This is a genomic window from Caballeronia sp., from assembly GCF_028292365.1.
Classification (GTDB): Bacteria; Pseudomonadota; Gammaproteobacteria; order Burkholderiales; family Burkholderiaceae; genus Caballeronia.
The window spans coordinates 1-6,112 of the sequence record NZ_JAQGMM010000171.1 but is presented as its reverse complement, the minus strand read 5'-3'; the positions used below and the strand labels follow the sequence as shown (position 1 = coordinate 6,112).

The 6,112-nt window shown below is 60.8% G+C and carries 8 protein-coding genes; 2 read left to right on the top strand and 6 right to left on the bottom strand.

Annotated elements, in window-relative coordinates; all coding sequences use genetic code 11:
• Positions 1–489 (top strand): fimbrial protein (locus tag JWR14_RS10455; protein WP_299705523.1); only part of this gene is annotated, 489 nt, incomplete at its 5' end.
• A 49-nt stretch (positions 490–538) separates the two neighbouring features.
• Here the strand turns inward: JWR14_RS10455 and JWR14_RS10450 are convergent.
• The 4 genes from JWR14_RS10450 to JWR14_RS10435 all read right to left on the bottom strand — a co-directional run bounded on the left by JWR14_RS10450 (position 539) and on the right by JWR14_RS10435 (position 3,550).
• Entirely contained in the window at positions 539–964 is a 426-nt protein-coding gene (locus JWR14_RS10450; RefSeq protein WP_299705520.1) for a biopolymer transporter ExbD, read from the bottom strand.
• 47 nt (positions 965–1,011) lie between these two features.
• Complete coding sequence (locus tag JWR14_RS10445) at positions 1,012–1,716, bottom strand: MotA/TolQ/ExbB proton channel family protein (protein ID WP_299705517.1); 705 nt, start codon at positions 1,714–1,716, stop codon at positions 1,012–1,014.
• Between the two features lie 44 nt (positions 1,717–1,760).
• Positions 1,761–2,564, bottom strand: coding sequence for a 4-hydroxy-tetrahydrodipicolinate reductase (dapB, locus tag JWR14_RS10440; protein WP_299705514.1), 804 nt, complete (start codon positions 2,562–2,564; stop codon positions 1,761–1,763).
• A 137-nt stretch (positions 2,565–2,701) separates the two neighbouring features.
• Positions 2,702–3,550: an outer membrane protein assembly factor BamE gene (locus JWR14_RS10435; protein ID WP_299705511.1), complete on the bottom strand. Its 849-nt coding sequence runs from the start codon at positions 3,548–3,550 to the stop codon at positions 2,702–2,704.
• Positions 3,551–3,751: 201 nt separating this feature from the next.
• Here JWR14_RS10435 and fur point away from each other — a divergent pair, with 201 nt between their 5' ends.
• A complete protein-coding gene (gene fur, locus JWR14_RS10430) occupies positions 3,752–4,180 on the top strand; it encodes a ferric iron uptake transcriptional regulator (RefSeq protein ID WP_299705508.1) in 429 nt (142 codons plus the stop codon).
• A 137-nt stretch (positions 4,181–4,317) separates the two neighbouring features.
• On the opposite strand, the gene gap is transcribed toward fur, so the two are convergent.
• Positions 4,318–5,328 (bottom strand): type I glyceraldehyde-3-phosphate dehydrogenase, encoded by a 1,011-nt coding sequence (gene gap / locus JWR14_RS10425; RefSeq protein WP_299705504.1) that lies wholly within the window; start codon positions 5,326–5,328, stop codon positions 4,318–4,320.
• Between the two features lie 94 nt (positions 5,329–5,422).
• Positions 5,423–6,112: transketolase C-terminal domain-containing protein (locus tag JWR14_RS10420; RefSeq protein WP_299705501.1), on the bottom strand; the 690-nt coding region annotated here is incomplete at its 5' end.

The following is a 6,112-nucleotide window of genomic DNA, read 5'->3' as shown; positions in this document are numbered from 1 at the left end:
GCGGGCTCCTGGCCCAAATCGCCGCTCTATACCGGTGTGGCAAGCGGCACGCTTAGCGCCGCGACGTGCTCAGTGCAAACTCCCGGCATCGCGATTTCACTGCCTAACGCCACCACGCGCGCGTTTTCAAGCGGAGTGGGAGCGACGGCGGGCCGTCAAGCATTCAACCTGAGCTTCGCTTGCGCAACGGGCGCACAGGTGTCCATAGTCATCACGGACGTCGTCGATCCAACGAATCGATCCAACACGCTGAAGCTCGCGCCTGATTCCACGGCAAAGGGACTGGGTGTCCAGATCCTGAAGAGCGAGGGCACGCCTGTGGTCTTCGGTCCGGACGAGGCGGGTCAGAGCGTGGAAAATCAGTGGTTGATCGGCGCGTCGCCAAATGGCCTGCTGCAATTGCCCTTGTTCGCGCAATACGTTCGCACAGGCACAGTGGAGGCAGGTTCGATCAAAGCGATGGCCACATTCACGATGTCGTACAAGTAGCCGGAGATTTTCCGGCTCGCGCTTTGTGCTTTGTGAGTTCTCTTCTCACTCACTTTCCGGGCTTCACCTGATCCGTCACGAAACCAATCTTGCTCAGCCCCGCGCTCTGCGCCGCGCCCATCACGCGGGCGATGACGTCGTAATGTGTCGCGGCCGATGCCCTCAAATGAAGCTCCGGTTGCGTCGGCTTCTTGCCTTCAGCCGCAAATTGAGCCCGCATTTGTTCCAATGTAATCGGCTTGTCGTTCCAGTAAAACTTACCCGCATCGTCGATGGAAAGCGTGATGGTATCCGGCGTCTCGCGCGCCACTTGCGACGCGACCTTCGGCAAATCCAGCCGGATAGCGTGCGTAAATAACGGCGCCGTGATGATGAAGATCACCAGCAGAACCAGCATGACGTCGATCAGCGGCGTCATGTTGATCTCGGCCATGGGGGCGCCGTTCGATTTCTTGTCCAGTCCGCCAAATGCCATGTGTGATCGTCCGGGTGCGGGAATTTGAGGATCGGCTGACGTCTTGATTAAACGACCCGGTCTTGAACCGGCGCGCTCTTGGCGCGGCGCGGCGCTACACCGCTCGTGTATGCGTGCAGATCATGGGCGAAACCGTCGAGTTCTTCAGATATCTGGCGCACGAGCCGTCCCAGCACGTTGTAGGCAAGCACCGCTGGAATGGCGACGACCAGTCCGAACGCCGTCATGATGAGCGCCTCGCCTACTGGTCCCGCCACGTTCTCGATCATGGCCTGCCCGCTCGCGGCAATGCTGCCGAGCGCGTGATAAATGCCCCACACGGTGCCGAGCAAGCCGACAAACGGCGCCGTACTGCCCACCGACGCCAACAGAACCTGTCCGAATTCAAGCCGACGTTGCGACGCCAGCAACGCATGCCTCAACGCGCGTAATACGCGCTCGCCCGGTTCCACATGGGCGATCAACGCGCCGGGCATTTCCGCCTCCGACGCACGCCAGGCAGCAACCGCCAGCGGCAAGTACACGCGCTCCCGATCCGCTTTCCGCAACTCCGCGATGCCTTCGGCCAGCGTCGGCGCCTGCCAGAAACGCTGCACGGCGCGCGGTCCCTGGCGCTTCGCGCGCACCAGGACCCACGCCTTCACGATGAGAAAACACCAGCTCGCTACCGACATGGCCAGAAGCACGCCCGCGACGCCATGCGTGATGCCGTCGCTGCTCTGCAAGTAATGGATGATGCCGGTTGTAGCCATCGAGGAAAAAACCTGGGTTTGGGTGGCTCAGGAACAGCTCAGGCTCAGGCTTCGCGCAAGCCAAGCACGTCCTGCATGTCGAAGAAACCGCGCTCGCGGCCCGCGAGAAAGTGCGCGGCACGCAACGAGCCCTGTGCGTAAGACAGACGGTTGGCCGACTTGTGCGTGATTTCGACCCGCTCGCCAATGCCCGCGAACAACACAGTGTGATCGCCGACAATGTCGCCGCCGCGAATGGCGGCGAAACCGATGGTCGATGGATCGCGTTCACCGGTCACGCCTTCGCGGCCGTACACGGCGCACTCCTTCAACTCGCGGCCGAGCGCATGGGCGATGGTTTCACCCATCGCAAGCGCGGTGCCCGACGGTGCGTCAACCTTGTGCCGGTGATGCGCTTCGATGATCTCAATGTCGTAGCCTTCGGCGAAATGCCGCGCCGCAAACTCGAGCAGCTTAAGTGTCACGTTCACGCCCACGCTCATGTTCGGCGCAAACACGATGCCGATTTTTTCACCGGCGGCGCGCAACTGGGCTTTTTGATCATCGTCAAAACCTGTGGTGCCGACGACCATCTTCACCTTATGCCGCAACGCCGCTTCCAGATGCACGAGCGTGCCTTCAGGACGCGTGAAGTCGATCAGCAGATCCGCGTTGGCGAAAACCTGCTCGATATTGTCAGTCAGCGTAACGCCGGTCTCTTGTCCGAGGAACGCGCCCGCGTCCTGACCGAGTTGCGGCGATCCAGTTTTGTCGAGCGCGCCGGCCAGCGTGGCGTTGGCGTCCTTGAGAACCGTTTCGATGAGCATGCGGCCCATGCGGCCCGATGCGCCGGCAATGGCGATTTTCATGGCGTGTCTCGCGTGAGTTGGAGCTACGAAGTCAGAAGCATGGAAGCAATACGGCGGCCGCTTGACGTGCGGTCGCCCGAACACGACAGGTCTCGACGAAACCAGACAAAGCAGGCGGAACGAAGCCCGCCGTTGGCTCAGTTGGTAGTCGTCGCCGGCACGGAGGACGCGCCTAGACCGTTGCCCGTGTTCGCCGGGGCAGGCGACGTGCCTTGCGGACCCACGGCGCTGCTGTCCGGGATCGTGACCGGATTCGGACGGCGCTGCAACTGGATCTGCGAGTTGCCTGCGGCGCCGACGTTCGGCGGTAATCCCGGGTTGCCCGGCACAACCGGCATGGCCGACGAGCGAGTGCGGCCCGTAGGTGTCTGCACGGCGTCTGTCGCACGATTCGCAGCTTGAGCGGCTTGCTGGTTGGCATCGCCGGCAAATGCGTTCGACGCATTCGATGCATCCGGCCGGACGCCCGGCGCACTTGCCGCTCCCGCGACCGCTGCCCCGCTCGCGGATCCCGCTGCGGCGGTTGCGTCTGTTGCGCTGGCGCCGTTGGCGGATGCCGCGGTGGCAGCAGCCGTGGCGGCGGTCAGCTTAACGCCCTTGTCGCCATCGATTTCAGCCAGCAATTCAAGATTCGACGGCAAATTCTCGCCGCCTGACCAGCTCGCCACGGTATTGCCCGCGAACAGCACGACGAAGTCACGCTGCTGCACAACCGACGTGGAACCGCGCTTGAAGTAGAAGACGTAGTCCCAGCGGTCCGCATGGAACATGTCTGCCAGCAACGGCGTGCCAAGCAGCGCCTTCACCTGGTCGCGCGTCAAGCCGACCTTCATCTGGCTTGCGGCTTCCGCCGAAACGAAATTCCCCTGCACAACCGTGATCCGATACGGTGTGATGCGCTGCGCGATGCTTTGCGTAACGCTATCGTAAGTGGAACATCCGGCCAGGACGGTCATAGTGGCGGCAGCGATCAAAGTTCCGCGCATACGACGGCTCTCCCGGCTATTCAATAAAGATTTTAGAAACATTTCACCCTTCATTTCACCCTTCGCCTGGCCCATCGCCCGTGGGGGCGCAAGAAGTTGCGGAGTCTTTCGGAGATCGCGCCATTTCGTTCGGATGGTGACCGGAACGGTAAAAACGCATTACTATGAGAACCTTGAATTGTACTCTAGGGATGCCTAGCCATGACCAATCCCGCCGATCTGAAAAATATCGGGCTGAAGGCAACCTTGCCCCGGCTCAAGATACTTGAGATTTTCCAGCATAGTCCTGTGCGTCACCTGACTGCAGAAGACGTGTATAGAAACCTGTTGCACGAAGAACTCGACATCGGTCTTGCCACCGTGTACCGGGTGCTCACGCAATTCGAGCAAGCGGGCCTGCTTTCCCGCAGCAACTTCGAGTCGGGCAAAGCTGTGTTCGAGCTCAACGAAGGGACCCATCATGATCATCTGGTGTGTCTGGATTGCGGCATGGTGGAAGAGTTCTTCGACGCAGACATCGAAAGCCGTCAGCAAGATATCGCCAAAGAGCGCGGCTTCAAGCTGCACGAGCACGCGCTCGCGCTGTATGGCACGTGCACGAAGGAGCATTGCCCGCACAGGAAGAACTGATTTTGATTGACCGTTCGTCTGTGTAGTTGAACGCGCACTGTGAAAAAGCCGCCGGTTCTTGCAAACCGGCGGCTTTTTTTCAGCTTGATTTCACCGCGTAACTTCGCGGCTTTACTTGGCGGCTTTACTTGGCGGCCTTACTTCGCATTAGCCAGCGCAACAGCCGTGTCCAGCATGCGGTTCGAGAAACCCCACTCGTTGTCGTACCAGCTCGAGACCTTCACCAGACGGCCTGACACCTTCGTCAGCGTTGCGTCGAACGTGGACGAAGCCGGGTTGTGGTTGAAATCGATCGACACCAGCGGCGCCGTGTTGTAGCCCAGGATGCCCTTCAACGAGCCTTCCGATGCTTCCTTCATGATCGAATTCACTTCGTCCACCGTCGTGTCGCGTGCTGCGATGAACGACAGGTCGACGATCGACACATTGATGGTCGGCACACGAATAGCGTAACCATCCAGCTTGCCGTTCAGTTCCGGCAACACCAGGCCCACTGCCGATGCCGCGCCCGTCTTCGTCGGGATCTGGCTATGCGTGGCCGAGCGCGCGCGGCGCAGATCCTCGTGATACACGTCGGTGAGCACCTGGTCGTTCGTGTACGCGTGGATCGTCGTCATCAGGCCGTTCACCAGACCGATCTTGTCGTTGAGCGGCTTGACGAGCGGCGCCAGGCAGTTCGTCGTGCACGATGCGTTCGAGATCACCGTATCAGACGCCTTCAGCACGTGATGATTCACGCCATAGACGATGGTTGCGTCAACGTCCTTGCCGCCCGGTGCCGAGATGATGACCTTCTTCGCGCCGCCCTTGATGTGCGCGCTGGCCTTTTCCTTCGTCGTGAAGAAACCCGTGCATTCCAGCACGACGTCGACCTTCAACTCGCCCCACGGCAATTCGGCCGGGTTGCGATTGGCCAGCACGCGAATGCGGTCGCCGTTCACCACAAGGTAATCGCCATCCACCGACACTTCGCCCGGGAACTTGCCGTGCGCCGTGTCGTACTGCGTCAGGTGCGCGTTCGTGGCGGCATCGCCGAGATCGTTGATCGCGACGATCTCGATGTCGTGCTTCTTGCCGTTTTCATAGAAGGCGCGCAGCGTATTGCGGCCGATCCGGCCGTAGCCGTTGATTGCAACGCGAATCGTCATGGTCTATCTCCTGATGGCTGAAAAAAAGTTCCAGTTCGCTGCTGCCGGGTTCGCTGGTTCAGCTGGGTTAGCAACGCTTGCAAAGCGCCCGATATCAGCCCGCGAGCGCGGCTTTTGCCGTCTCCACGACATGCTCGACGGTGAAGCCGAAATACTTGAAAAGCTCGCCGGCGGGCGCGGATTCGCCAAACGAATCGATGCCCACCACGCCGCCTTCGAGACCCACGTACTTACGCCAGAAATCGGTCACACCCGCTTCGATCGCCACGCGCACGACGCCCTTCGGCAACACGCGGTCGCGATACTCCTGGTCTTGCAGATCGAACGCGTTCGTGCACGGCATGGACACGATGCGTGCGCCAATGCCTTCCTGCGCCAGTTTCTCGCCGGCCTTCAGCGCCAGTTCGACTTCTGAACCCGTGGCGATCAGGATGATCTTGCGTGCCGGGATGTCGTCGTTCCAGTCGCGCAGCACGTAGCCGCCCTTCGAGATGTTCGCGATCTGCACGTCATTACGCGGCGAGAACAGCAGGTTCTGGCGCGTGAAAATCAACGCCGACGGCCCTTTGTGCTCAATAGCAAAAGTCCACGCCACCGCGGTCTCGACGGTATCCGCCGGACGCCACACCTGCAAGTGCGGAATCAGCCGCAAGCTGGACGTTTGCTCCACCGACTGGTGCGTCGGGCCGTCTTCGCCCAGGCCGATGGAATCGTGCGTGAACACGAAGATGGACGGCGCTTTCATCAGCGCAGCCACGCGCAGTGCGTTGCGGCTGTAGTCCGA

Bases quoted from the DNA above. Each gene is read 5' to 3' on its own strand.
- fur (WP_299705508.1), top strand. From the start codon at position 3,752: ATGACCAATCCCGCCGATCTGAAAAATATCGGGCTGAAGGCAACCTTG.
- gap (WP_299705504.1), bottom strand. From the start codon at position 5,328: ATGACGATTCGCGTTGCAATCAACGGCTACGGCCGGATCGGCCGCAAT.
- JWR14_RS10450 (WP_299705520.1), bottom strand. From the start codon at position 964: ATGGCATTTGGCGGACTGGACAAGAAATCGAACGGCGCCCCCATGGCC.
- JWR14_RS10445 (WP_299705517.1), bottom strand. From the start codon at position 1,716: ATGGCTACAACCGGCATCATCCATTACTTGCAGAGCAGCGACGGCATC.
- JWR14_RS10435 (WP_299705511.1), bottom strand. From the start codon at position 3,550: ATGCGCGGAACTTTGATCGCTGCCGCCACTATGACCGTCCTGGCCGGA.
- dapB (WP_299705514.1), bottom strand. From the start codon at position 2,564: ATGAAAATCGCCATTGCCGGCGCATCGGGCCGCATGGGCCGCATGCTC.